Genomic DNA, 24,905 nt, shown 5'->3' with positions numbered 1-24,905 from the left:
CCATCTGCCCGGCAGCATGGGTACGACATCGATGCCGCGCGGCGGACATCCGCCGCTCAAAAGTACTGCGCCCCCTGCACCCAGATCCGCGGGCTGCGCACCGGCCCGCCGCTTTCGTCGCGCTGGCCCACCGGCCACGCGAGCGCCACGCTGACCTGATGCCCGTCGCCGGTCCAGCCGGCACCGACTCCAGCGGCGGTCAGCCGGCGCTGGTTGTTCCCGATGGACCAGGGATGGCGGTTGATGTCGACCTCGCTGCGGTCGACGAAGGCGCTGAACTGCCAGCCGGCAAAGGGCATGTAGCGCAGCTCCAGGCTGGCCTGCCAGCCCTGGTCGCCGGTGCCCGCGCCGAGCGCGTAGCCGCGCACACCGTAGGGCCCGCCCATGCCGAATTTCTCGGAGCCGTCGAGATTGCCCGAGGCCCATTGCGCGTTGAACTGGCCATAAAGCTGGAAGCGCTGGCTCAGCCGCTGCAGCCGCGCGGCGTTCAGGCTCAGCTTGCTGAAGCGGCCGGCGGCGTGGGCGGTGAAGCCGTCCACGTAACTCGTGTAGGGATCGTCCAGGCGCAGCCGCCCGCGGCTGACGCTCACCGACACCATGCTCTGCCCGCCGCCGAACAACCCGTCCTGGTTGTTGGCGTTCACGCCCAGCGTCCATGATTCGACGCGCTTGGGGTTGGTCACCTCGAACAGGTCCATGTCGTCGCGCAGCCGCTTGTCGTCGTATTGCAGTTGCGCGTTCACGTTGAACGCGCGGCCGCGCAGCAGCGGCTGGGTGATGAAGGCGCTGCGGATGCCGGCCTTGCCGTGCGCATCCAGCACCGCGAAGTCCCGCGCCAGGTGGTAGCGCATCTCGGAGTACGCCACGCCCGCGCGCGTGAGCCACGGGCCGAACGGCACCTGGTAGCCGGCGCGGTAGTAGCGCTGCCGCTTGTCGCTGCCCAGCACGCGCAGGCTCAACTGGTCGCCGAGCCGCAGCGGGCTGTTGAGATAGACGCTGCCACCGAGGCGGTATTCGCCGGTGTAGTAGCCGCCGTAGTTGTCCGCCTCCACGCTGCCGCTGACCAGCGGCAGCGGTGCCGCGTCGACCACGAGGTCGGTGGCGCCGCGCTCGGCGCCGGGGCGCAGCGTGCCGCGCACCTGCACGCCAGGCAGGTCGTTGAGCAGCAGCAGGCGGCTTTCCAGCGCGGCGGCCTGCACGGCGTCGCCGCCCCTGAGCGCCGCGAGCGGCTGGCGCAGCACGCCGTCGAGCACGCGCGACTGGTTCTGCAATTCGACCTGCCCGTAGCGGCCCTCCATCACTTCGATCAGGACCACGCCGTCCTCGATGTCCTGGCGCGGCAGGAACGCGCGCGCCAGCACGTAGCCGTGTTCGTGGTAGTACGCGGTGACGCGGTCGGCCGCGGCGCGCAGGCCGGCAAGGTCCTGCTCGCTGCCGTGCAGGTCGCGCAGCAGCGCCAGTAGTTGCGCCGACGCGAACGCCTGGTTGCCGGTGATGCGAAAGCCCTGCACCGTCATGCGCAGGCCCGGCTCGGCGGGCGCGGCCGGGCGCGCCGGCGCCTGGGGCATATCCAGTTCCAGGTCCGATGGCGCCGGCAGGCCGGGGCGCACCGTTTCCAGGTCGCGCATGGTCTGCCCGGCGTTGGGAATATTGGGTGCGTTTGGAGCACCGGGCGCCTGCGCCCACGCGGCCACCGGCAGCGCCAGCGCCGCGCCGAATGCGCACAGGCCCGGGATACCAATCATTTGTCTTGCTTTCACATTGACCATCGTCGATTCACCTGCGCCGCGCGGACCATCCGGGCGGACCTAGGGCCTGGCGCTCGCGCTCCCGCCGACCAGTTCCCCACCGTCCTTCGCCACCTCGTAGCGCACCTGCGCTTCGCCGCTCCCCTTCAGGCCGGGCAGCGCGATGCGCGTGACGCCGAGCGGCGCCAGCGTCTGGCCGTCCAGTTCCACCGCGGCAGCGCCGCGCGTGACCGTCATCTGCGCGAGCGAGACGTAATACGGCGTGGGGTTGTCCGCCTCCAGTACCGCGTCGCCGGGCGCGGGCGCGCCGCCGAGGCGCCACGTCACGCGCGAGACCGCTTCGTCGGCGCTGCCGGGCAGGCCGGCGGGCCGGTACAGCAGCTTCATGCGCGAACGGTACGACAGCCGCAGCAGGTTGCGGCTGTCCTCGGGCAGCGTCGGCACTTCGAGGAAGTTGAGCCAGAACACCGATTCGCGGTCCCCCGGCAGCGGCTCGCCGGTATGCCTGAGACGCAGCACGGACTTGTGCTCGGGGTCCAGCCGGAACATCGGCGGCGCCAGCACGAACGGCACGCTGAGCCTGGCGGGATCGGCATCGGGGTCGCCGCGGTCCAGCCAGGCCTGCACCAGGATCGGGCTGCGGCCCTTGTTGCCCACCTGCACGGTCAACTCCTTCGCGCCGGCGGGATAGATGAAGCGCGTGCCCACCACCGACAGCGCCGCCGCGGCCCAGCCCGGCGCCAGCAGCGACAGCGCCACCAGCACCGCCAGCGCGCGCCACCGCCGTATGCCTGTCTTCGTTCCTGTGTTCATCGCGCCTCCGGGTCCGTTGTCTGCCTACTGCCGTGCCGCGACCTTGCCGCCCTCGGCGCCGCCGGCCGGAATCGGCCTGCACTCGAGGTCCAGCGTTGCGTAGCCCTTGCCAGCGCCGGTTTCGCGCGCCGGCAGCGCGTAGTCGATGGCGCAGCGCTGGTCCGGCTTGCTGCCCCATTCCACGCGGATCGTGCCGTGGTCCTTCTCGCTGCGGATCACCAGGCGGCTGCCCTGGCCGACCGCGCCCACGGATGCGTTGGTCTCGGTGTCGATCACGCTGGCGGCGAACGGCAGCGGCTCGCCACTGGGCATGCGGCTGTCGATCAGCACGGCGCGCGCGCGGCGCGTCTCGTAGGAAAGCATCACCACCGCGCCGGCGCGCGGCGCCACGCTGCGCGAGGTGGTCTTCAGTTCCACGTCGTCGGCCATGCCCTTCGGATCGAGGTCGACGCTGTTGAGCTGATAGGGCGTGAGGCTCGGCACGATCGCGTAGCCGCGCCCGTCGATGGTGGCGCCGCCGGAATTGACCGTCGCGCCGGTGGCATCGGGCGCCTTCACCACGCCGATGGTCTCGCCCAGCGTCTGGGCCGCCGAAAGGCCGCCCGGGTGCAGGACCAGCGCGCCCATGGCATTGGCCGACGCCTGGCGGTAGCCTTGCCCCTGCGCGATGCTCGCGCCCACCGTGGCACGCGAGGCGCGGTAGCTGATGCTGGCGTTGCCCGAGGTCGCGTTGCGGTTGTTGTCGTAGGTGCCGGACACCGAATACGACGCTGTGCCACGCTCGTTGAGCGCGCCCGACACGCCGGTGGACACCTGGGCGCCGCGGTCGCTGTCGTGCGTGAAGAAGGTGTTCATGAGCGGCGTGGTGCGGGAGCCGCCGCGGCCGAGCGGAATCGAGAGATTCACACTGACCAGCGTGCTCTTGGGCGTGACGCTGGGACTCATGAAGCTGCCGCCGCCGGTGTAGGGCACGCTGGTGCCGGCCGACACGTTCTGCACGCGCTGCACGGACACCGAGTAGGTGATGCCGCGCCACTGGTTGCTGTAGCCGAGCGTGAAGCTCAGCGCCTGTCCGCGCTGGTTCCAGTACTGCAGCGAGGAGCCGTTGAGATAGACACTGCCGCCGCTGGTGCCGAGCTGCTGGCTGACGTTGGCGTCCATGCGCGCGCGCATGCGCGCGAACGAGTCGGTCGGCACGCCGCGCTCGATCAGGTCGTGCAGGCTCAGCGCGTCGCGCAGGCCGAGATAACCGCCGGTGGAGTAGCGGTAGGCCGCCAGCGAGAAATTGGTGCCGCTGTTGGCGATGTTCTTGCTGTACGACAGCCGGAAGCTGGCGCCGCGCTTGCTTTCTCCGTTCGCCAGCCCGGTCCTGGCATAGGTCACGTCGGCGCCGAAGCCGCCCAGCGGCGTGTTGAACGCCGCGCCCACCAGCCCGGACATATAGTTGGTGGCGAAAGCCATGCCGCCGTAGCCGGTCACCATGTTGTTGATGCCGTGCTGCACCGTGCCCTGCACGATGTACTTGCCGCTGCCTTGCAGCGAGAGATCGCTGGCGCGGCCGGCGGTCACGCTGTAGCGCGTGGAGCCGGGGCGCAGCAGTTGCACGGTGGTGGCGAACGGCACCACGAACGTGCGCTCCTGCCCGTTGGCCTCGGTCACGGTAACGTTGAGGTCGCCGCCATAGCTGGCCACCTGCAGGTCGTCGATCTCGAACGGGCCGGGCGCCACGGTAGTCTCGTAGACCAGGTAGCCGCGCTGGTAGACCGAAACCTTGGCGTTGGAAGCCGCGGTGCCGCGCACCACCGGCGCGTAATAGCGCTGCGCCTCGGGCAGCATGCGGTCGTCGCTGAACAGCGACGCGCCGCGGAACGACACCGAATCGAACAGCTCGCCGCTGGTCGCGCTCTCGCCCACGAGCAGTTGCGAGCGCAGCGCGGTCACGTCGGTCTGGCCGTAGATGAAACCGCGCTGGTAGTGCGTGCCGGTCTGCGGCGACCACGTCACGGCGCCGTTGTGACGCACCCGCACCGGCCCCAGGTTCATGCCCAGGTTCACGCCCGCGTAGCCGTTGGTGGTGTTGTGCCCCTGGCTCTCGGTGGTGAAGACGTTGGTGTTGTAGTTCAGCAGCAGCGCGGGCACGCCGCTGTCCCACTGCTGCGGGTCGACGTAGTTGGTGAGCCCGGTCAGCCGCAGGAAGTATTGCGGCACGGTCAGGTAGGCGCGCTGCTCGGCCTGGTCGTAGCTCAATTCGGCGCCGGGGATGTAGCGCGAGATCTCGTCGCAGACCGCCCCTTCGGGCACCGGGTCCGGCACGTGCTGCGGATCCTGGCCGCGCGCCGCCTTGGCGAGGTCCACGCCGGCACGCGTCAGCAATTCGCGGCTGTAGCACGGCTGCGCGCTTTCCTTGCCGGGCACCTGTCTGAACTCGATGTCCTCGGTGCCGCGCCATTGGCCGTTGACCAGCAGCTCCGTGCGGTAGCGGCCGGGCGCCACGATGTCGGGCCGCTCGAAGCGGCTGGTGTCGATGGCGAAACCGTCGCCGCCCTGCACCAGCATGTAGGAATCGAACAGCACCGGCCTGGCGGCAAGCTGAAGCGCCGCGGTATCGGCCGTATCGGTGACGGCATCGCCGTCGCCGCGGTCCTGGCCGCGCTCCGCGCGCTCCTCGCGCGCCAGCCGCTCGCCCACCTGCGCGGTGGTGTCCACGGGCTGGCGCGGACCCGCGCCCTGGCCCACCATCGTGGCCGCGGCCCATGCGGTCGGCGACATCGCGATCGCCGCCGCGGCGCTGACCAGGCGTGGCACGAAACGCTCGAGCCGCGACGGCGGCGGAGCGGCCACCGCGCGGGGCCGCTGGGGCCGGCGAGGAAGGACGATGTAGGCAGGACGGGGAGAATACATGGCCGACGGGACTTTCCTGGATTCGAATTGGGAGTCCGCCATGTTGCGCAAGCGGCGGAAGGAGCGGGGCGCGATAGCTTCAGTTCGCCAGGGTCCGCTCTTCTATCGAGCGGCCGCCATAGTCGTTGATGACCTCGAAGCGGACCGACGCCTTGGCATGATTGCCAGGCTTGGTATCGGGCAGGGCAATGGTCTGCGTGGCAAGCGGCGCGACCATGCCGCCGGGCACCAGCACGGACTTGCCGTCCAGCGTAGCTTCGACGAACCCGAACGAAACGTAATACGGCGTGGGATTGCTCGCTTGCACCGCAAGCTGCTTGCCGGACTTGCCGTCGGTCCGGTCCACGCTGGCCAGCTTCCAGGTGAGCCTGGCGGCGGCGGCGTCCACGTCCTTGAGCTGGACCGGCCGGAAGAACACCTTGATGCGGCTGCGGAAAGCGAACTGCAGCACGTTCTCCGCGCCCTCCTGTTTCGAAGGCACTTCCAGCACGTTGAGCCAGAACAGCGACTCGCGGTCCGCAGGCAGCGCCTCGCCCGTGTAGGAAATGCGCAAGACCATGCCCTTGCTCGGCTCCACGCGGGAAACCGACGGCGCGAGCACGAACGGCACCCGCACCTGCTCGGGCGGAACGTCCGCGTGGCCGTCGTCGACCCAGCTTTGCACCAGCACGGGCGCGGCGCTGGGATTGTTGATGCGCAGCGTGACTTCGCGGGAGTCCGCGGGGAACACTACGCGGGTCCCCTGGATGACAATGGCCGCCTGCGCCGGCGCGGCGAGGGCGGAGAGCGCCATGACGCCGGCTGCGGCGAGGCGGGAAGACAGGTGTGCGACCGACGTCATGGCGTTCACGGGATCAGGATCCTGACCCGGCTCAGTTGTAGACCATCGTGTAGCGGATGAACGTGTTGGCGGCGCCCGGCGTGATGGAGCCAGCCGTCTGCACGTACACGGCGCTGTAGGTCAGCGTGGCGGTGTTGCCCGAGATCGTGGCCGTCTGCGGCGTGGTCTGCGCCACGTTCAGCGGGATCTTGCCGGACGCGCCGTTGCCGGCGTCGCTGACCTCGACCTGCACGCCCTTGGCCGCGCCGGTGCCCACCAGGATCAGGTTGCCTGTGTTGGGATCGATGTTGGACGAACCCGTATCGAAGGAGACCAATGCCTTGCGGCCGTCGATGCAGTTCGTGCCGCCGCCCAGCGCCAGGCTGAACGGCACGGCGGTGCTGCGCGCATTCAGCCCGGTAAACACGTTCGGATTGATCGTACCCAGATCGACCAGGGTGTGATTGCCACCGCCCGGCTGATGGCCGTTGATGGTGCAGCTCACGTCCGTGATGCTGCCGGTGAAGTCGATCTGGCCGTCGAACGCGTGCGACAGCGACGGCGTCAGGGCGGCCAGGGCCACGCAGGTGGTGGCGAGGGATGCAACGATTGTGCGCTTCATGTGATTACCTTTTCAGGTTGAGGTGAGTGGAGCTATGACCGTCTTCGCCGCATCGCTCTCATGACCGCGCGGTGGCAACCGAACCGCTTCGCCGGCCATGGAAAATGGCCATGCCCGGTCTGGCATCTCGGCATTCGACGCTTCATTTCCGGGGAGATCTGCGGTGGCAACCACATCACTCTCCGGTAATGAAAATGTACTGTCCGGCGCGCATGAAGATTCCACGAAGCATCTCTTTGATATCGAGAAACGTCATTTTTTGATTGGTACTAATTCCAATGAATGCATAGGACGCGTACGACATAACGCGTCGATTCTTCTGAGACGCGCTTCGTAAACGTCTGTCTTTCACGCGGCCGATGCGACCTTTACGTCGTCCTGTCTCACTGCTGCCAGTTGTCCTCGCGCCCAAAAAGAGACGACAGGCAGATATGCAGAAAATGGAAATCTAGATCAGAAAATTCACAGTTAAAAATCGAAACTTCCGAGTTATCCGCCGCATCGCCAAATTCATCATGCGTTGGCAGACTTCGGGCTCGCAGCGCGGCCCGGCGCGCTGCCCGACATGGAAAGACAACCAGGGGAAACAGGATGAAGACAGAGATGCTTGCCGCGGCGCTGTGCGCGCTGCTTGCCGCTCCCGCGGCATTCGCCGGACACGAGGCGCACTGGAGCTACTCGGGGCGCACCGGCGCCGAGCACTGGGCGGACCTCGACAAACGCTTTGCCGGCTGCCGCGGCGGCGCGGCGCAGTCGCCGGTGGACCTGGGCGGCGTGCAGGAGAAGGAGGACGGCGGCGAGGCGATGGCCTTCGCGTACCGCGGCGGCACGGCGGAACTGGTCAACAACGGCCACACCATCCAGGCGAACCTGCGCGGCGCGGGCACGGCGCGCATCGACGGCGCGGCCTACCAGTTGCTACAGTTCCATTTCCATACGCCCAGCGAAACCACGTTCGACGGCAAGGCCTATCCGCTGGCCGCGCATCTGGTCCACAGGGATGCCGAGGGCCGGCTTGCGGTGGTGGCGGTGCTGTTCAGGCTGGGCGAGGAGAACGCGGCCCTGAAGCCGGTCTTCGCCAGCCTGCCCGCCCATAAGGGAGAAAAGCGGAAGCTGGCCGCGCTCGACCCGGCGGCGCTGCTGCCCGGCGCGCGCGGCTATTACGCCTACATGGGTTCGCTGACCACGCCGCCGTGCAGCGAAGGCGTGCGCTGGCGCGTGTTCAGGACGCCGCTGGAGATTTCCGCGGCGCAACTGGCGGCGTTCCGCGCGCTGTACCCAATGAACGCGCGCCCCGCGCAGCCGCTTAACGGACGCGAGATACGGTCCGGCGGCACGGACTGAACGACAGCCCGCGCCGCCGAGGGGCGGGCCGGGCTAGCCCGCCAGCGCCCGTCCGACGATCAGCGGATCGGTCGGGCCGACCGCCTCGACGTCGCGGTTGGCGTAGGGAAAGCGCAGCAGCACGTGCCGCATCGCGTTCAGGCGCGCCCGCTTCTTGCAGTCGGAGCGGATCACGGTCCACGGCGAATCGGCGGTATCGGTGCGCGCGAACATCGTTTCCTTCGCCCGCGTGTAGGCGTCCCACTTGTCGAGCGAGGCGACGTCGACCGGGCTGAGCTTCCACTGCTTGAGCGGATGGATCTCGCGCTCGCGGAAGCGCCGGCGCTGCTCCTTCTGGCTGACCGAGAACCAGAACTTGAACAGGTGGATGCCGCTGCGCACCAGATGCCGCTCGAACTCGGGCACCTGCATCAGGAAATCCTGGTATTCCTGCGGCGAGCAGAATCCCATCACGTGCTCCACGCCGGCGCGGTTGTACCAGGAGCGGTCGAACAGCACGATCTCGCCGGCCGAGGGCAGGTGCTGGACGTAGCGCTGGAAGTACCACTGGCCGCGCTCGGATTCGGTGGGCTTTTCCAGCGCCACCACGCGCGCGCCGCGCGGGTTCAGGTGTTCCATGAAGCGTTTGATGGCGCCGCCCTTGCCGGCCGCGTCGCGCCCCTCGAACAGGATCACCACGCGCTGGCCGGTTTCCTTGACCCAGGCCTGCAGCTTCAGGAATTCCACCTGGAGCCGGTATTTCTGTTTCTCGTAATTGCGCCGCGACATCAGGTTCTGGTACGGATACAGGCCCTCGCGCCAGCCCGGCGACAGCTCGTGGTCCGGATGCCTGCGCTTGCCCACCTGCCAGGCGCCGGGATCGCCTTCGAGGATGAGGCTGCGCAGTTGCGCGGCTTCGTCGGGAGACATGCCGTCCATCAGCGTCCTGACCACGCCGAGCATGCCTTCCTCGCCCTCGGCGGTGGCCTGCGCGAGGATGTCCTGCATGCTGCTGGCCGCCAGTTGCGCGGCGGCGTCCACGGCGTCGATGACGGTGTTGCGCTCGGCCGAGCGCGGCGTGCGGGTCGGAATCACGTCGCCCTTGGCGACCGGGCGCGCGTCGGCTGGCGGGTTGGCGGAATCGGGCTGGCCGGAGGGGGACGAATCGATGTTATGTACGTGTGCTGCCATAGCGGGTATCGGAAGGGTTGCGCGGTAGCGCGATGCCCGGGAACCCGGCAGCAACTCCGGCGGGAATCGGGAATCGCGAGTTTGATTATGCGCAAACACCGCCCGGCGGCTCTTGATGCAGATCATCAGCCGCCCCCAACGGCGCTCAGTCCGGCTGGATATGCGCCTCGGCGATGATCCTGGCGGCCTTGTCCATCTCCGACTTGATATGCGCGGCGAACTGCTCGGGCGTGCCGGCCACCACCTGCAGGCCGGCCTTCTCCAGCGTCTCGACCGACGACGGCTGGCGCAGCGCGGCCACGATCTCGGTGTTGAGCTTGGCCAGGATGTCCTTCGGCATGCCCGCCGGCCCGACGAAGCCGTACCACGACGATGCCGTGAAGCCCGGCACGCCGGCCGACGCCACCGTGGGCACGTCCGGCATCTGCGGCAGCGGCTTGTCGGCCGCCGTCGCCAGCGCGAGCAGCTTGCCGCTGCGGGTGTGCGGCGTGGCCGTGGGCAGCACGTCGAACTCGACCGAAACGCGACCGCCGAGCAGGTCGGTATAGGAATTGGACGAGCCCTTGTAAGGCACGTGGACCATCTTGATGCCGGCCATGTACATGAACTGCTCCATCGCCAGGTGCTGGGACGAGCCGCTGCCACCCGAGGCGTAGCTGATGCTGTCCGGGTGCGCCTTGGCCAGCGCGATCAGCTCGCGCACGCTCTTGACCTTGAGCTGCGGGTTGGCCACCAGCAGCATCGGCGCGTTGACCGCCAGCGTGACCGGCGTGAAGTCGCGCACGGTGTCGTACGGCACGTTCTTGTAGAGGCTGGCGTTGGCCGCGTGCGTGCCGGGCGAGGCGATGCCGAGCGTGTAGCCGTCCGGCGGCGCCTTGGCCACGAATTCCATGCCGACCATGCCGTTGGCGCCCGGGCGGTTCTCCACCACCACCGGCTGGCCCCATTTCTCGGTCAGCTTCTGCCCGACCAGGCGCGCCAGCAGGTCGGTGCTGCCGCCGGCCACGTAGGGCACGATGATGCGGATCGGCTTGCGCGGGAAATCCTGCGCCGTGCCCTGCGCCGCGGCCAGCGGCGGCGCGGCCAGCGCGATGGCGGCCGCGGCCGCCAGTAGCGTCTTGATGTACATGTCTGTCTCCTGTCTGTAGTTATGTTGTCCTGCATTGCCGCGGCGGCGATCCGGCGCGGCTAGCCCGCTCCCCTACACATAGGCCGGCCCCTCGATCACCGGATGCGCGCGCAGGAAATCCTCGTCCACCTCGATGCCCAGCCCCGGCGCCTCGCCCGGCATGACGTTGCCATCCGCGTCGAGCCGGTCCGCCCGCGTGGTCAACTGGTCGCGGAACAGGTTTTCGCGAGCCACGTCGGCCTCGAAGTAACCGGGGTTCTCGATGGCCGACAGCAGGTGGATGCTGGCCGCCATGTTCAGCCCGCTGGCGGACGTGTGCGGATGGATGGCGAGCTTCTCGCCCGATGCCATCGCCGCGATGCGCAGGCCTTCGGTGATGCCGCCGGTCTTGGACAAGTCGGGCTGCAATACCTGCACCGATTCCTCGCGGATCAGGCGGTTGAACTCGAAGCGCGTGTAGTGGTTCTCGCCGGCGGCCAGCGGCACGCCGCCCAGCGCGGCGGCGTGGCGGTAGTCGCGATAGTCTTGCGGCGGGAACGGTTCCTCCAGCCACGCCACGTCCATCGCCACCAGCGCCGGCATCACGCGGCGCACGTCGTCGAGGCGGTAGCCGGTGTTGGCGTCCACCATGATCTTCAGCTCCGCGCCGAAGGCCCGGCGGATCGCCTCCAGCCGCTCCACGTCGCGCGCCACGCTGTCGCCGAAGCGCAGCTTCACCGCGCGGTAGCCCTGCGCGCGCAGGGCCGCCACCTCGTCCACCAGCGCCGCCGGCGGCTGGAAGCCGAGCGAAATGCCGCCGGCATAGGCCGGCACCGGCTTGCGGCTGCCGCCCAGCAGCTTGTACAGCGGCCAGCCCACCGCCTTGCCGCGGATGTCCCACAGCGCCTGGTCGATGCCGCTCATGGCCAGCGCGCACGCGGTGCCCATGCCGTGGCTGGCAAGCTGGCGCGCGTAGATGCGCGCCCACGCGCCGACCACATCGTGCGCCTCCATGCCCGTCACCAGTTGGCGCAGCGTGGTGTTGATCAGCTGGGCGATCGCGCCGGGGCAGCGGCCGTGGTGCGATTCGCCCCAGCCCACCAGCCCGCCTTCGGTGATCACCTTGACGATCAGCGCGTCGCGCTTGACCGCGCGCCCGATGCCGAGCGTCACGCCCTGCCTGACCGGGAACGAAGTGGCAAACCCTTCCACGCTGACGATCTTCAGGCTCGATTGGGTATCAGGCACGTTGCACCTCCACGGCCCGGCGGCGGCTGGCATGGCCGTCCCAGACCTGCGGGTTGACCAGGAACTCGGGACGCTCGCCGGCAATGAGCTGCAGCAGCTGGCGCGCCGCGCCCGTGCTCATCTTCTCCGAACTCTCTTGCGTGAGCGACGCCGCGTGCGGGGTGAGCATCACGTTGTCGAGCGCCAGCAGCGGATGCGCGGGCGCCAGCGGCTGCCGCGCGAACACGTCGAGCGCGGCGCCGGCGATCCAGCCTTCGCCCAGCGCCCGCACCAGCGCATCCTCGTCGACGACCTCGCCGCGCGCGGCGTTGACCAGGAACGCGCCCGGCTTCATCGCGCGCAGCCGCGCCGCGTCGAGCAGGTGATGAGTCTGCGGCGTCAGCGGGCAGTTCAACGAGACGAAATCGCTTCGCCGCAGCAGTTCGTCCAGCGTGACCCGCGAGACGAAGTCCGGCAGGCCGGCCTCGCCGGGCTGGCTGGCCAGCACGGTCATGCCGAACGCCCCGGCGCAGATGCGCGCGAGCCTGCCGCCGATATTGCCCAGGCCGACGATACCGACCGTCTTGCCCGCCAGTTCGACGGTCGGCGCGCTGAGCGCGCGCGCCTCGGCCCAGCCGGCGCCGCGCAAAGCCGCGTCCATCATGCCGAAGCGCCGCGCCAGCGCGAGAAAGGCGCCGATGCAGTATTCGGCCACCGCCTGCGCGTTGGCACCGGGCACGTTGGCCACGGGAATGCCGAGCACGGTGGCGGCATCGACCGGAATCATGTCGAGCCCGGTGCCGTTGCGCACCACGCCCTTGAGCCGGGGCGCGCCGTCGAACAGGTCGGCGGGCAGGTGGCTGCGCACCAGCAGGTAGTCCGCGTCGCGCACCATGCGGCGCAGCGTGTCGGCGCCGGTGTCGGGCGCCACCACCAGCTCCGCCACCGGCGCCAGCAGGGCGGCGCCGGATGCGTGCATGGGCAGCGTGCAGAGAATGAGAGGTCGCGTCATGTGCGTTCTCCCGCTTCAGGCGACACGATATTTGCGCAGGACTTCGCGGTCGATCTCGATGCCCAGCCCCGGCCCGGTCGGCACCGCGACGATGCCGCGCGCGTGCGTGAGCGGCGTGGTGCTGAGCTCGTCGCGGAACGGGTTGAAGGTCTGCTCGTACTCCAGCATCGGATGCACCGGCACCAGGCAGGGCGGGCAGTTGGGCAGCGAGGCCAGGAAATGCATGGTGGCCGCCAGCCCGATGGCCGTGCCCCATGCGTGCGGCACGCACTGCACCGAATGCGCCTGCGCCAGCGTGGCGATCTTCTTGCACTCGGTGATGCCGCCGGCCGCGCACACATCCGGCTGCACGATGTCCATCGCGCGCTTTTCCAGCAGATGGCGGAAGCTGAACTTGGTGAACTCGTTCTCGCCGCCGGCGATCGCCATGTCCAGCCGGCGCGACACCTCCACGTAGCCGTCCACGTCTTCCGGCGAGATCGGCTCCTCGAACCAGTGCACGTCGAGCTTCTCCAGCTCGCGGCCGATGTTGATGGCCTGCGGCACCGTGAAGCAGTGGTTGGCGTCCACCATCAACTGCACCTTGGGGCCGATGGCGTCGCGCACCGCGGCCACGCGCTCCAGGTCCTTGTGGATCGAGCCCAGGCCGATCTTCATCTTGATCGCGCCGAAGCCCTGCTCCACGTAGCCCTGCGCTTCCTCCACGGCCTCTTCCACCAGGCGGTTCATGTCGCGGAAGTACAGGCCGGTGGCATAGGCCTGCAGCTCGGTGCGGAAGGCGCCGCCGATCAGCTTGTGGACGGGCTTGCCGCAGGCCTTGCCGATGATGTCCCACAGCGCGATGTCGATGCCGCTGATGGCCGAGATGTTCATCCCGGTCATGCCGTAGTCCTTGACCTTGTTGTACAGCTCCTCCCAGATCACCTCGACATCGAACGGGTCGCGCCCGATCACGGCGGCGCGCAGCACGGTCTCGACGATGGCGCGGTTCACGGCCGCCGGCCCGTAGCAGTCGCCCCAGCCGACGATGCCCTCGTCGGTCACGATCTCCACCACCAGCGCGCCCTTGGTCTTGTAGTACCAGCCGCGCGAGGAGGTGAAGGGCTCGTCCACGTTCACCAGCAGCTGGTGCGTGATGACATCGGTAATTTTCATGTTCGCTTCGCTTCAGGACAGGTAGGCGGGCTCTCTGGCCCAGGGGGAAAACGCGGCCGGCACCAGGATCTTGTTCTCCTGGGTCAGCACCAGCGGCTGCACCTTGACGGCGTAGGCCTGCCACGCGGGATCGGCCAGCAGGCGCGCGCGCCGGGCGGCGCGGTCCTCGAGGTCCTGGTAGGCCCACAGGTGCACCACCTGGTTGAGCGGGCCCAGCTCGCTGGTGAAGTAGCCCAGCAGGTGGCCCAGGATGGGGCGCTGGATGGCGAGGCCCTCGGCCTCGTACATCCTCACGTAGGCCTGCGCCTTGCCGCAGTGGCAGGTGTAGACCCGCTCTTCCACAATCATCGTCGTCTCCTTTGTCTTCGCGTCGGTTCCTGGCGGTTCCCGGCAGTACCGCGCGAAGTCCATTTAAACTATAAACCTATATAGGACTACAGTGCTGCTAGTATAGACACGGAAACGAAACTGTCAAATGGCCATTGATGTGGCCGTTGATGGTTGCTTGAGACGAGGCGGTCCGGGCGCGGCAAGGCGCGCGCCGGCAGGATGGCCCGCAAGAAGAGGAAGAAAAGATGATGGAAGCACCTGGCGTGGATGCCATCGCGCAATGGCTGCCCGACACGCTGCGCGCGCGCGAGCGCTCCGGCCTGCCGAAATACCTGCAACTGCGCGACGCCGTGTCCGACGCGATCGACGACACGCGCCTGCGCGGCGGCGACAAGCTGCCGGCCGAGGAAACCCTGGCGCAGATCAGCGGCTTCAGCCTGGGCACCGTGCAGCGCGCGCTGGCCAGCCTCGCCGAGGACGGGCTGGTGGTGCGCCGGCAAGGCTCCGGCACCTTCGTGGCCGCCGGCGAGCGGCCCATGACGGCGCCCTTCTATCACTGCCGCTTCCTCGACGAAAGCAGCGGCGAGATCCTGCCGATCTTCTCGCACGCCATCGGCAAGCAGACCGTCACCGAGAGCGGCCCGTGGTCGGCGCACCTGCCCGGCGCCGCGTGGCACCGCGTGGACCGCATCTTCTCGGTCAACAACGAGTTCGACCTGTTCACCAGCTTCTACGTGGTGCAGGGCCGCTTTCCGGAACTGGAAGAGGAGCCGGTCGAGGCGCTCCAGGGCATCAACCTGAAGGAATTCCTCGCGCGCAAGGCGCGCCAGGCGGTCACGCACTTTGCCGAGACGCTGACGGTCGGCGTGTTCCCGCCGGCCGCGTGCCGCGCCATCGGCGTCAAGCCGGGCACCGCGGGCGCGACGCTGGAGATCCGCGCGTTCGACAAGCGCGGCGACGCGGTCTATTTCCAGACCATCGCGATCCCGCCCAACCCGCGCCGGCTGCTGCTATCCAACTGAGCGCCCGGCCACCGGCAGCTCGAAGCGGAATACCGCGCCCGCGCCTTCGCGCTCGAGCAGGCGGATCTGGCTGTGGTGCAGCTGCAGCATGCGCTGCACGATCAGCAGCCCCAGCCCGCCGCCGCGATGCGCGCCCGCGCTGAAGGCGCGCTGGAACAAACGCTCGCGCAAGGCCGGCGCGATGCCGGGGCCGGTGTCGCTGACCGTGACCGACACCTTGCCGTCGCCCACGGCAAGGTCGACATCGACGGCGCCATGCGCGGGCGTGTGGCGGATGGCGTTGTCCAGCAGGTTGGTCAGCACGCGCTCGATCATGCCGAGGTCCGCCGTCACCGCGGGCAGCCGCGGCGGGATGCCGGCGCGCAACTGCACCTGGCGCGCCTCGGCCGGCAGCTCGAATTTCTGGAACACGTCCTGCAGCAGGTCCGCCAGCGAGAACGCTTCCAGCGCGGGCTGCACGATGCCATGCTCCAGCCGCGCCAGCTCGAACAGCGACTGCGCCAGCCGCCCCACCTTCACGCTCTGCGCCAGCGCGATGGCGAGGTAGCGGCGGCGCTCGGCGTCGCCGAGCGTGTCGGCCTTGAGCGAGAGCGTTTCCAGATAGCCCTGCAGCGAGGTCAGCGGCGTGCGCAGGTCGTGCGAGATATTGGCCACCAGCTCGCGCCGCTCCTGGTCCTGCTTGGTCAGCGCGCGCCATTGCTCGGCGATGCGCCCGGCCATCTGCGCGAACGCGGCTTCGAGCGCGGCGATCTCGTCGCGGCTGCCCGCGGCGGACGCGCGCAGCAGGCCCGGCTGCGCCGCGGGCGCGGTTTCCGGGTCGGCGTCGGCATTGAAGCGCCGCATGGCCTCGGTCAGCCGGCGCAGCGGCCGCGTGATCAGGCCGAACGCCACCAGCCCGGCCACGAGGCCCAGCGCCGCCACCAGCGCCATCGACCACAGCGTGGTGCGCAGCACCGAGCTGGCCGACACGCGCGCGGCCAGCTCGTCGTGCGTCTCGCCCAGCAGCACCACGTAGATATAGCCGCCCGAGCGCAGCGGCGCGGCGCTGAACACCTTGCGGCCGGTGGCGCTGCGCGGGTCGTCGCCGAGGATCGGCAGCGCGCCGCCGGCCAGCAGGCGGCGCACCGGCTGCAGGTCCACCTGCTCGCGCTGCAGGCGCCCGGCCGGCGCGTCGTGGCCCACGACATGCCCCTGGCCGTCGAGCAGGTAGACCTCCACGCTCGGGTTCACCACCATCAACTGGCCGAACAACTGGCGCAGCGCCTCGGGCTTGAGACCGTCGGCATCCATCAGCACGGCGTTGCGCGCGATGTGCGCGGCCAGCCCGCGCGAGAGATCCTGGATGACCTCCTTCTCGTGCATGTCGTTGGAGCGGACCTGCAGCCACGCCGAGGCGCCGCAGCAGGCCAGCAGCAGCACCGAGAACACCAGCGACAGCCGCTGCGTGAGCGTGAGGCCGAAGCGCGGGCCGCGGCGCGCGGGCCGCTCCTGCGCGGCGCCGGTGGTTTCGGCCGCGCTCTCGGTGAGGGTGTTCATGTCGCGTCTCCCGGCGCGCCGGCAGGCCCGGCCGCCAGCTTGTAGCCGTGTCCCCACACCGTGAGGATGCGGCCGGGCTGCGCCGGATCAGCCTCGATCTTGGTGCGCAGCCGGTTGATGTGGGTGTTGACGGTGTGCTCGTAGCCTTCGTGCTGGTAGCCCCACACGGCGTTGAGCAGGTCCATGCGCGAGAACACCTTGCCCGGGTGGCGCGCGAAGAAATACAGCAGGTCGAACTCGCGCGGCGTCAGCTCGATGCGCCGGCCGTCCACGGTGGCCTCGCGCGCGATCGGGTCGATCGACAGCCCGCCCAGCACCAGGCTGCCCGCGTCCACGCGCAGGTCCTTCGCCAGCGCGTCCACCCGGCGCAGCAGCGCCTTGACGCGCGCCACCAGCTCCAGCACCGAGAACGGCTTGGCGAGGTAGTCGTCGGCGCCCAGCTCCAGCCCCAGGATGCGGTGCACCTCGCTGGAGCGCGCGCTGGTGATGATGATGGGGGTGTAGCGCGCCATCGCGCGGGCGCGCCGGCAGATCTCCAGCCCGTCCACGCCGGGCAGCATCAGGTCGAGGATCAGCGCGTCCCAGTTGCCCTGCTCGAGCAGGCGCAGGCCCTCGTTGCCGTCGGCGCTGTGCACGACTTCGTAGCGCTCGTCGCGCAGGTGCAGGCTGAGCACGTTGGCGATGTCGACGTCGTCTTCGACGATCAGGATGCGCTTGGGATGGTCCATTGGCGGCGATAGGAACGGTGAAAAGACGAAAAGGCGGATGGCGCCCGCGCAGCCATTGTGCAGAATTCCGCGCCGCCGAGTTATCACATTTAATTTAACCTTTCGTGAGGACTCCGGGATCGCGCCGGCCATAGGATGCGTCCATCGATTCGTGGAACCCACGCAAGGAGTACATCATGGGCAGCAGAAGGCGCTTTTTATTGTCGGGCGGTGCCGCCGTGGCGACCATCGCCGTGGCGGGCGGGTGGCGCGCCCTGGCGGCCGGCCCCGCCGGCGCGGGCAAGCCGGCCGAGGTCTTCGAGGTCATGAAGACCGACGCGCAGTGGCGCCAGCTGCTGACCCCGGCCCAGTACGAGGTGCTGCGCCAGGAAGGCACCGAGCGCCCCTACAGCAGCCCGCTCAACAACGAGCACCGCGCCGGCGTGTTCGCCTGCGCCGGCTGCCAGCTCGACCTGTTCTCCTCGCGCGCCAAGTTCGACAGCCATACCGGCTGGCCCAGCTTCTGGGCGCCGCTGGAGCACGCCGTGGGCACCACCGAGGACCGCAGCTTCGGCACCACGCGTACGGCGGTGCACTGCCGCCGCTGCGGCGGCCACCTCGGCCACGTGTTCGACGACGGCCCCAAGCCCACCGGCCTGCGCTACTGCATGAACGGCGTGGCGATGACCTTCCGCCCGCAGGCCGCCTGACGCGCCCGGCATACCACCACATCTGGACCACGCCATGTTTCTCATCGTACTCGCCTATCTCGGCGGCGCGCTCACCATCCTGAGCCCGTGCATCCTGCCCGTGCTGCCGTTCGTGTTCTCGCGCGCGGACCAGCCTTTCCTGCGCAGCGGCCTGCCGCTGCTGGCCGGCATGGGCCTGACCTTCGCCGCCGTGGCCACGCTGGCCGCGGTGGGCGGCGGCTGGGTGACGCAGGCCAACCAGTACGGCCGCTGGCTCGCCATCGCGCTGCTCGCCGTGTTCGGCCTGACGCTGCTGCTGCCGCGGCTGGCCGAGCGGCTGATGCACCCGCTAGTCAGTGCCGGCAGCCGCCTGTCGGCCTTCGCGCAGGCCGACGGGCAGGTGCGGCCCGGCTCGTCCTTCCTGCTCGGCATCGCCACCGGCCTGCTGTGGGCACCGTGCGCCGGCCCCATCCTCGGCCTCGTGCTGACCGGCGCCGCGCTGCGCGGCGCCAGCGCGGGCACCACGCTGCTGCTGGTGGCGTATGCGGCCGGCGCGGCCACTTCGCTGGCGGTGGCGTTGCTGATCGGCGGGCGCGTGTTCACCGCGATGAAGCGCTCGCTGGGCGCGGGCGAATGGCTGCGGCGCGGCATCGGCGCGGCCATGCTGCTGGGCGTGGTGGCGATCGGGCTGGGGCTGGACACCGGCGTGCTGGCGCGCGTGTCGACCGTGGCCACCGGCGGCATCGAGCAGCACCTGGTGGACCGGCTGGCGGGCAGCCCCGCGCCGGCGGCCGACACGGCTGGCGGCCCGGCCATGATGGCGGCCTCCAGCGCGATGATGCGCGCGGTCAGTGCAGACGCCGCCCCGGCGCTGCCGGTCGAAGGCCAGCTGCCCGCGCTGACGGGTGCCGTGCAGTGGCTGAACTCCCCGCCGCTCACCGCCGAAGCGCTGCGCGGCAAGGTGGTGCTGGTGGACTTCTGGACCTACTCCTGCATCAACTGCCTGCGCACCCTGCCCTACGTCAAGGCATGGGCGCAGAAGTACCGCGACCAGGGGCTGGTCGTGATCGGCGTGCACGCGCCGGAGTTCGCCTTCGAGCGCAACGTCGGCAATGTGCAGAAGGCCATGCGCGACCTCGGCATCGACTACCCGGTGGCCATCGACAACAACTACGCCATCTGGCGCGCCTTCAACAACCAGTACTGGCCGGCGCACTATTTCATCGATGCCAAGGGCCAGATCCGCTTCCACCATTTCGGCGAAGGCGAATACGCGCGCTCCGAGCAGGTGATCCGGCAACTGCTGGCCGAGGCCGGCCACGCCGGCGCGGCCACGGTCGCCACCGGCATCGGCGCGGCGTCCGAGCAAGGCGTGCAGATGGCTTCCGACAAGGCCGACGTGCGCTCGGGCGAGACCTACATCGGCTACGAGCGCGCCGAGCACTTCGCCTCGCCGGGCGGCCAGGCGCAGGACAAGCCGCGCACCTACGCCGCGCCGGGCCGGCCCGCGCTCAACGACTGGGGCCTGGCCGGCGACTGGACCGTCGGCGCGGAGCACGCCACGCTGGCCGGCAAGGACGGCCGCATCGTGTACCGCTTCCACGCGCGCGACCTGCACCTGGTGCTGGGCCCGGGCCAGGACGGCAAGCCGGTGCGCTTCCGCGTCAGCATAGACGGCACCGCGCCGGGCGGCGCGCGCGGCATGGACGTGGCGGCGGACGGCAGCGGCACGGTCACGGAGCAGCGGCTGTACCAGCTCGTGCGCCAGCCCGGCACGGTCGCCGACCACACGTTTTCCATCGAATTCCTGGACCCGGGCGTGGAGGCGTATGCCTTTACGTTCGGCTGATTCCACCATGCAAACGCAGACGACACAGGCACGACTCACCGCATCACCGATGCGGCTCTGACTGCTGCCGGTTTGCTCCCCTCTCCCATGCAATGGGAGAGGGGCCGGGGGAGAGGGCAAGGGGCCCGCATATGGCGAAGGCCATCACTTCGTGGCAGCGCCGACCCTCTCCCCCGCCCCTCTCCCGCAAGCGGGAGAGGGGAGAACACCAGCAGCAGGCAGACTTTCCGCCAGCAACCCGATCTCACCAAGGACAGACCATCATGCCCACGCAATCGACCACCTTCTTCTCCCGCCTGACGCGCTCGGCCGGAGCCAAGCTTGCCGGCGCGGCCATGCTCGCCGCGGGCCTGGTAGCCTGGCAAAGCGCCAACTCCGCCGAGGATGCCGTCAAGATCCCGCCGCCCGCGCAGGACGAAAAACCCGCCGCGCAGACCGAGACCGCGGTCTTCGCGGGCGGCTGCTTCTGGGGCGTGCAGGGCGTGTTCCAGCACGTGCGCGGCGTCAAGCAGGTCACTTCCGGCTACGCCGGCGGCGCGGCCGGCACGGCGCAGTACGAGACCGTGAGCGGCGGCAACACCGGCCATGCCGAATCGGTGCAAGTCACCTTCGATCCCGCCCAGGTCAGCTACGGCCGCCTGCTGCAGGTGTTCTTCTCGGTGGCGCACAACCCGACCCAGCTCGACTACCAGGGCCCGGACCACGGCACGCAATACCGCTCGGCCGTGTTCCCGCTCACCGCCGAGCAGCGCAGCGTGGCGCAGGCCTACATCGCCCAGCTCGGCAAGGCGCGCGTGTTCGGCGGCCCCATCGTCACCCGCGTGGAAGACTACAAGGCCTTCTACCCGGCCGAGGCCTACCACCAGAACTTCCTCACGCTGCATCCGGCCCATCCGTACATCGTGGTCAACGACCTGCCCAAGATCGGCTACCTCAAGCAGATGTTCCCGGACCTGTACCGCAACGACCCGGTGCTGCTGAAGGTGGCCGGCTCCTGACGCGCTGGCCGGTGCGCGCCGCCTTCAGCCCCGCGGCTGGAAGGCGCCCGCGCCCGCGTAGCGCGCCCGCGCGCCGAGCGCGCGCTCGATGCGGATCAGCTGGTTGTACTTGGCGGTGCGGTCCGAGCGCGAGACCGAGCCGGTCTTGATCTGCCCGCAGCCGGTCGCCACCGCCAGGTCGGCGATGCTGGTGTCCTCGGTCTCGCCCGAGCGGTGCGACATCACCGCCGCGTAGCCCGCCGCCCGCGCCACGCCCACGGTGTCGAGCGTCTCGGTCAGCGTGCCGATCTGGTTGGCCTTGACCAGGATCGCATTGGCGACGCCGGCCTCGATGCCCTGCCGCAGCAGCGCGGCATTGGTGCAGAACACGTCGTCGCCCACCAGCTGGCAGCGCCCGCCCAGCCGCGCGGTCAGCAGCTTCCAGCCGTCGAGGTCGTCCTCGGCCATGCCGTCCTCGATCGAGACGATCGGGTAGCGCGCCACCAGCCCCGCGAGGTAGTCCACCTGCGCCTCGGCGCTGCGCGTCACGCCCTCGCCGCGGTAAACGTAGCTGCCGTTCTCGTGGAACTCGCTGGCGGCGGGGTCGATGGCCAGCGCCACGTCCGTGCCGGCGCGGTAGCCGGCGCGCTCCACCGCGCGCAGGATGAAGTCCAGCGCCTCGTCCGCCGCGCGCAGGTCCGGCGCGAAGCCGCCCTCGTCGCCCACGTTGGTGTTGAAGCCCGCCGCCTTCAGGTCCAGCCGCAGCGTGTGGAAGACCTCCGAGGCCATGCGCACGCCTTCGGCAAAGTCCGGCGCGCCCACCGGCACGATCATGAATTCCTGGAAGTCGATGGCATTGTCCGCATGCGCGCCGCCGTTGACGATGTTGATCATCGGCACCGGCAACACATGCGCCTGCGGCCCGCCGAGATGCGCGAACAACGCCTGCCGTCCCGACGCCGCCGCCGCGTGCGCCACCGCCAGCGACACGCCCAGCAGCGCGTTGGCGCCGAGCCTGCCCTTGTCCGGCGTGCCGTCCAGTGCGGTCATGATGCCGTCCACCCGCCGCTGGTCGCGCGCGTCCACGCCGGCCAGCGCCGCGCGCAGCTCGGTATTCACCGCCGCCACCGCGCGGCTCACGCCCTTGCCGAGATAACGCGCCGGGTCGCCGTCGCGCAGCTCCACCGCCTCGCGCGCGCCGGTGGATGCGCCCGAAGGTACCGTCGCCCGGCCCGTCGCGCCGTCGGCCAGCGTGACCTCCACCTCCACCGTGGGATTGCCACGGCTATCCAGCACCTCGTATCCCTGCACCTGACTGATCTCGCTCATCCTGCCGCTCCGTTGCCTGAAAGAAACCGCCTGCGGCGCCGCGGCTTCGTGAGCAATCTTCACGCTGACGGATGTTCCGCCGCATGGGAGAAGTGCTCCTTCCCGCCACAACGCACTCGATGGATGGCATGTTAGAGAGAACTAGCCTCCGGCAAAACCGAGTTATTCTTCCCAATTCGTCAGTTTTTTGCATATTCACGTCATGCGGACCCTGCCCCCGATGTCCACGCTGCGCGCCTTCGAGGCCACCGCGCGCACCGGCTCCATCACCCGCGCGGCCGAGGAGCTGTGCCGCACGCACGGCGCCGTCAGCCGCCAGTTGCGCCAGTTGCAGGAACACGCCGGCACCACGCTGTTCGACAAGGACGGCACCGGCGTGCGCCTGAACGCGCGCGGCCAGGCCATGTACGACGTGGTGCGCGCCGTGTTCGACCAGCTCGAGCAGGGCTACGGCCGCCTGCTCGACCAGGCGCGCGGCCCCAGCCTGCACGTGGCCTGCAGCGCCACCTTCGCCATGCGCTGGCTGGTGCCGCACCTGGTGGACTTCTACCGGCTGCGGCCCGACATCCGCATCCGCCTGTCCATGACCTCCGCGCGCGAGATGCGCACCGAAGGCGCCGACGTGGTCATCGCCTGGGACCTCAGCGCCTACGCCGAGGCCGACCGCCGGCGCGCGCTCTACCTCGCGCCGGCCACCTTCGGCCCGGTGCGCGCGCCGGCGTACAAGACCCCGCTGCGCGCCGCCGTGCGCATCGCCCACGACTTCACCTCCAGCGCCTGGGACCAGTGGCAGCGGTTGTCCGGCAAGTCCATCGCGCACGGCGGCGAGCTCACCTTCCCGCACACCCACCTGTGCATCGAAGCCGCGCTCGCCGGCGCCGGCGTGGCGCTGGTCGAGCAACGCCTGATCCACAAGGAACTGCGCGACGGCCAGCTCGTCGCGCCGCACGGCTTCGTGCGCTTCGCGGGCGGGCTGATGGCGGTGCCCGCCGCGCGCGAACTGCCGCGGGACATGGATGTGTTTATCGGGTGGCTGCGGGGGACGTTGGGGGCGGAGGGGGAGAAGGGGGAGGAAGGCGGATCATGAGGCTTCGAGCCGCGCGCCGGTTCGCTATATGATAGTCACCGTGTGCTGGCGCACCCGCGAAGCGGGTCCACTCTGGAAAACAGGTCTGCAAGCCATGAAACCCTCTCAGGCACTTGCCTCCCACCGCGAGGCGATCCGGCGCGTGGTGGAATCCCACCGGGCCCGCAATGCACGCGTCTTTGGTTCGGTCGTCCGCGGCGAAGATGCGGAAGGCAGCGACCTCGATATCCTGGTCGACCCGACACCGGAGACGACACTGTTCGATATCGGCGCCATCAGGCATGAATTGCTTCAACTGCTCGGCGTGCCCGTCGACGTGCTGACGCCGAAGGCGCTGCCCGAGAAATTCCGGGACATCGTGCTTGCCGAAGCGGTGCCGGTATGAGCCGGGACAAGCAACGGCTGGCCGATTATCTGGAGCACGTTCTGCAAGCCATCGACCGGATTGCCCGCTACACGAAGGGGATGGACGAGATGGCGTTCCTTGCGAACGAAATGGCGCAGGACGCGGTAGTCCGCAACATCGAGATCATCGGAGAAGCGAGCCACAACATCGAGGACCACTATCCGGAATTCGCGGCGGCGCACCCTGAGTTGCCGCTGGCCTTCGCCTATCAGATGCGCAATGCGGTGGCGCACGGCTATTTCGCGGTCGATCTGGAAATTGTGTGGAAAACCCTCCAGAACGACCTTCCCGGGCTGCGCCGGCAAGTGGAAATATCGCGCCAGTCTCTTCGCCAGGATATTGGCTGACCGGCTGCTCCTCGCCCACGGCCGCGAGCCGGACCGCGCGACCGCCCGCCCGACACCGCCATATTGCACTTCGGAACACCGCCCGGAACGCGGGAATGAGACAATGGCGCAGCCTTTTTCCGCTCTCATTCCAGCCGCCATGTTCCACCTCCCCACCGACGCCACCCCGCAATCCAAGTCCGCGCAATACCAGGAACTGGTGGCGCAGGCCCGCGCACTGCTGGCCGACGAGACCGACCGCATCGCCAATGCCGCGAATTTCTCGGCGCTGGTCTATCACTCGCTGCAAGACCTGAACTGGGCGGGCTTCTATTTCCATGACGGCCGGGAACTGGTGGTCGGGCCGTTCCAGGGCAAGCCGGCCTGCGTGCGCATCGCGCTGGGCCGGGGCGTGTGCGGCACCGCCGCGCAGACCCGCGCCACCCAGATCGTGCCGGACGTGCATGCGTTTGCCGGACATATCGCCTGCGACGCCGCCTCGCAATCGGAAATCGTGGTGCCGCTGGTTGCCGCCGACGGCACGCTGATCGGCGTGTGGGACGTGGACAGCCCGGTCGCGGGCCGCTTCGACAACGAGGACGCCGCCGGCATGGAAGCGCTGTGCCGGGTCTTCGTGGAACTGGGCTGGTCGCGCGCCTGACCTGCCACCGGTAGCGGCGCTGGCCGCGCCGTCGAACAACAACAAGCACCGATCCGCCAACCATCC

Annotated in this window: 23 protein-coding genes; 9 read left to right on the top strand and 14 right to left on the bottom strand. The window is 69.3% G+C overall.

What is annotated here, in order from left to right; genetic code table 11:
* Window positions 1-56 precede the first annotated feature (56 nt).
* The 5 genes from ACWTPI_RS21185 to ACWTPI_RS21165 form a co-directional block, all read right to left on the bottom strand.
* A complete protein-coding gene (locus ACWTPI_RS21185) occupies window positions 57-1,745 on the bottom strand; it encodes a ShlB/FhaC/HecB family hemolysin secretion/activation protein (protein ID WP_454732627.1) in 1,689 nt (562 codons plus the stop codon).
* A gap of 63 nt (window positions 1,746-1,808) precedes the next feature.
* Window positions 1,809-2,561, bottom strand: coding sequence for a fimbria/pilus periplasmic chaperone (locus ACWTPI_RS21180; protein ID WP_454732626.1), 753 nt, complete (start codon window positions 2,559-2,561; stop codon window positions 1,809-1,811).
* Between the two features lie 24 nt (window positions 2,562-2,585).
* A complete protein-coding gene (locus ACWTPI_RS21175) occupies window positions 2,586-5,366 on the bottom strand; it encodes a fimbria/pilus outer membrane usher protein (RefSeq protein WP_454732625.1) in 2,781 nt (926 codons plus the stop codon).
* A 175-nt stretch (window positions 5,367-5,541) separates the two neighbouring features.
* Entirely contained in the window at window positions 5,542-6,303 is a 762-nt protein-coding gene (locus tag ACWTPI_RS21170) for a fimbria/pilus periplasmic chaperone (protein ID WP_043366437.1), read from the bottom strand.
* Between the two features lie 31 nt (window positions 6,304-6,334).
* Complete coding sequence (locus ACWTPI_RS21165) at window positions 6,335-6,904, bottom strand: fimbrial protein (RefSeq protein WP_020202763.1); 570 nt, start codon at window positions 6,902-6,904, stop codon at window positions 6,335-6,337.
* A 591-nt stretch (window positions 6,905-7,495) separates the two neighbouring features.
* On the opposite strand from ACWTPI_RS21165, the gene ACWTPI_RS21160 reads away from it, so the two are divergent.
* Window positions 7,496-8,248: a carbonic anhydrase gene (locus tag ACWTPI_RS21160; RefSeq protein ID WP_454732624.1), complete on the top strand. Its 753-nt coding sequence runs from the start codon at window positions 7,496-7,498 to the stop codon at window positions 8,246-8,248.
* A 33-nt stretch (window positions 8,249-8,281) separates the two neighbouring features.
* Here ACWTPI_RS21160 and ppk2 read toward each other — a convergent pair whose 3' ends face one another.
* The 6 genes from ppk2 to ACWTPI_RS21130 form a co-directional block, all read right to left on the bottom strand.
* Window positions 8,282-9,418 (bottom strand): polyphosphate kinase 2, encoded by a 1,137-nt coding sequence (gene ppk2, locus ACWTPI_RS21155; RefSeq protein ID WP_454732623.1) that lies wholly within the window; start codon window positions 9,416-9,418, stop codon window positions 8,282-8,284.
* Between the two features lie 145 nt (window positions 9,419-9,563).
* Window positions 9,564-10,547 (bottom strand): Bug family tripartite tricarboxylate transporter substrate binding protein, encoded by a 984-nt coding sequence (locus tag ACWTPI_RS21150; RefSeq protein ID WP_454732622.1) that lies wholly within the window; start codon window positions 10,545-10,547, stop codon window positions 9,564-9,566.
* A gap of 72 nt (window positions 10,548-10,619) precedes the next feature.
* Window positions 10,620-11,774: a mandelate racemase/muconate lactonizing enzyme family protein gene (locus ACWTPI_RS21145; protein ID WP_454732621.1), complete on the bottom strand. Its 1,155-nt coding sequence runs from the start codon at window positions 11,772-11,774 to the stop codon at window positions 10,620-10,622.
* Window positions 11,767-12,765 carry a hydroxyacid dehydrogenase gene (locus ACWTPI_RS21140; RefSeq protein ID WP_454732620.1) on the bottom strand — a complete coding sequence of 333 codons (999 nt, stop codon included), beginning with the start codon at window positions 12,763-12,765 and terminating at the stop codon, window positions 11,767-11,769. Before ACWTPI_RS21140 ends, ACWTPI_RS21145 begins: the two co-directional genes overlap by 8 nt.
* A gap of 15 nt (window positions 12,766-12,780) precedes the next feature.
* Entirely contained in the window at window positions 12,781-13,920 is a 1,140-nt protein-coding gene (locus ACWTPI_RS21135; RefSeq protein WP_454732619.1) for a mandelate racemase/muconate lactonizing enzyme family protein, read from the bottom strand.
* A 12-nt stretch (window positions 13,921-13,932) separates the two neighbouring features.
* Entirely contained in the window at window positions 13,933-14,268 is a 336-nt protein-coding gene (locus tag ACWTPI_RS21130) for an NIPSNAP family protein (RefSeq protein ID WP_020202756.1), read from the bottom strand.
* Window positions 14,269-14,495: 227 nt separating this feature from the next.
* On the opposite strand from ACWTPI_RS21130, the gene ACWTPI_RS21125 reads away from it, so the two are divergent.
* The gene (locus ACWTPI_RS21125) at window positions 14,496-15,272 is read left to right on the top strand and encodes a GntR family transcriptional regulator (RefSeq protein ID WP_020202755.1); all 777 of its coding nucleotides are present in this window, start codon (window positions 14,496-14,498) and stop codon (window positions 15,270-15,272) included.
* Here ACWTPI_RS21125 and ACWTPI_RS21120 read toward each other — a convergent pair.
* Together ACWTPI_RS21120 and ACWTPI_RS21115 are read right to left on the bottom strand one after the other, a co-directional pair.
* Window positions 15,261-16,808: a HAMP domain-containing sensor histidine kinase gene (locus tag ACWTPI_RS21120; protein ID WP_454732618.1), complete on the bottom strand. Its 1,548-nt coding sequence runs from the start codon at window positions 16,806-16,808 to the stop codon at window positions 15,261-15,263. The genes ACWTPI_RS21125 and ACWTPI_RS21120 overlap by 12 nt on opposite strands.
* The gene (locus ACWTPI_RS21115) at window positions 16,805-17,536 is read right to left on the bottom strand and encodes a response regulator transcription factor (RefSeq protein WP_020202753.1); all 732 of its coding nucleotides are present in this window, start codon (window positions 17,534-17,536) and stop codon (window positions 16,805-16,807) included. The genes ACWTPI_RS21120 and ACWTPI_RS21115 overlap by 4 nt, the downstream gene beginning before the upstream one ends.
* Before the next feature lie 176 nt (window positions 17,537-17,712).
* On the opposite strand from ACWTPI_RS21115, the gene msrB reads away from it, so the two are divergent.
* From msrB to msrA, 3 genes are all read left to right on the top strand, one after another.
* Window positions 17,713-18,225 carry a peptide-methionine (R)-S-oxide reductase MsrB gene (gene msrB, locus ACWTPI_RS21110; protein ID WP_029043549.1) on the top strand — a complete coding sequence of 171 codons (513 nt, stop codon included), beginning with the start codon at window positions 17,713-17,715 and terminating at the stop codon, window positions 18,223-18,225.
* 34 nt (window positions 18,226-18,259) lie between these two features.
* On the top strand, window positions 18,260-20,053 hold the full coding sequence (locus ACWTPI_RS21105; protein WP_454732617.1) for a cytochrome c biogenesis protein DipZ: 1,794 nt from the start codon (window positions 18,260-18,262) through the stop codon (window positions 20,051-20,053).
* A 263-nt stretch (window positions 20,054-20,316) separates the two neighbouring features.
* Window positions 20,317-21,051, top strand: a complete 735-nt coding sequence (msrA, locus tag ACWTPI_RS21100) for a peptide-methionine (S)-S-oxide reductase MsrA (protein WP_020202750.1) — start codon at window positions 20,317-20,319, stop codon at window positions 21,049-21,051.
* A 24-nt stretch (window positions 21,052-21,075) separates the two neighbouring features.
* On the opposite strand, the gene eno is transcribed toward msrA, so the two are convergent.
* Complete coding sequence (eno, locus tag ACWTPI_RS21095) at window positions 21,076-22,359, bottom strand: phosphopyruvate hydratase (RefSeq protein WP_454732616.1); 1,284 nt, start codon at window positions 22,357-22,359, stop codon at window positions 21,076-21,078.
* Window positions 22,360-22,561: 202 nt separating this feature from the next.
* Here eno and ACWTPI_RS21090 point away from each other — a divergent pair, with 202 nt between their 5' ends.
* The 4 genes from ACWTPI_RS21090 (at window position 22,562) to ACWTPI_RS21075 (ending at window position 24,839) form a co-directional block, all read left to right on the top strand.
* Window positions 22,562-23,446, top strand: coding sequence for a LysR family transcriptional regulator (locus tag ACWTPI_RS21090; RefSeq protein WP_454732615.1), 885 nt, complete (start codon window positions 22,562-22,564; stop codon window positions 23,444-23,446).
* 94 nt (window positions 23,447-23,540) lie between these two features.
* A complete protein-coding gene (locus tag ACWTPI_RS21085; protein WP_059412153.1) occupies window positions 23,541-23,831 on the top strand; it encodes a nucleotidyltransferase family protein in 291 nt (96 codons plus the stop codon).
* On the top strand, window positions 23,828-24,199 hold the full coding sequence (locus ACWTPI_RS21080; protein ID WP_059412151.1) for a HepT-like ribonuclease domain-containing protein: 372 nt from the start codon (window positions 23,828-23,830) through the stop codon (window positions 24,197-24,199). Before ACWTPI_RS21085 ends, ACWTPI_RS21080 begins: the two co-directional genes overlap by 4 nt.
* 139 nt (window positions 24,200-24,338) lie before the next feature.
* Complete coding sequence (locus ACWTPI_RS21075; RefSeq protein ID WP_059412149.1) at window positions 24,339-24,839, top strand: GAF domain-containing protein; 501 nt, start codon at window positions 24,339-24,341, stop codon at window positions 24,837-24,839.
* Window positions 24,840-24,905 lie beyond the last annotated feature (66 nt).

It is taken from the genome of Cupriavidus ulmosensis, assembly GCF_977008105.1.
Note: the sequence above shows the minus strand (reverse complement) of the source record. Positions and strands in the feature narration are given on the sequence as shown.